This window comes from Neorhizobium descurainiae, assembly GCF_051400715.1.
Classification (GTDB): Bacteria; Pseudomonadota; Alphaproteobacteria; order Rhizobiales; family Rhizobiaceae; genus Neorhizobium.
Genome location: NZ_JBLFFK010000099.1, coordinates 1 through 613, shown reverse-complemented (window position 1 = coordinate 613; position 613 = coordinate 1). Strand labels below are relative to the sequence as shown.

The following is a 613-nucleotide window of genomic DNA, read 5'->3' as shown; positions in this document are numbered from 1 at the left end:
CCTACGTCATCTACACATCAGGATCGACAGGCACACCAAAGGGGGTGGGCATCTCCCACAGGGCGCTCAGCCTCCATATCGACGACTTCCTGGGCTCCTTCGGCATCTCGGCGGCCGACACGATGCTGCAGTCCTCGACGATCAACTTCGACGTCGCCGCGCACGAGTGCCTGCCGGCGCTGATCAAGGGCGGACGCGTGGTGATGCGCGGGTCCGCACTCTGGGATCTCGACACGCTGACGCGCAGGCTGTCGCAGGAGAAGGTGACCTTCTCGCGCATCCCGACCGCCTACTGGCAGCAATGGCTGCGCAACCTGCCCTCCGGGCTCGAGGCGCTGCGCCAGATCACCGTCGGCGGCGAGGGCCTGCCGGGCGACGCGCTGGCGGCCTGGCAGAAAGGACCGCTTTCCCATATCGCGCTCGACAATCTATACGGCCCGACCGAGACGACGATCGCCGCCCTTTCCCGGCGCACGAGCCCTGAGGATGCCGCCCATGCGATCGCGCCGATCGGCGTTCCCTATCCCTCGCGCAGCGCCTGGGTGCTGGACGGCGACGGCAACGAGATGCCGGCGGGCGGCCTTGGCGAACTCACCATCGGCGGCGAGACCCT

At 68.0% G+C, this 613-nt stretch carries 1 protein-coding gene; it reads left to right on the top strand.

Annotated elements, in window-relative coordinates; all coding sequences use genetic code 11:
• Positions 1-44: 44 nt before the first annotated feature.
• On the top strand, positions 45-613 hold a 569-nt coding region (locus tag ACMGE0_RS33610), incomplete at its 3' end, for an AMP-binding protein (RefSeq protein WP_436820182.1).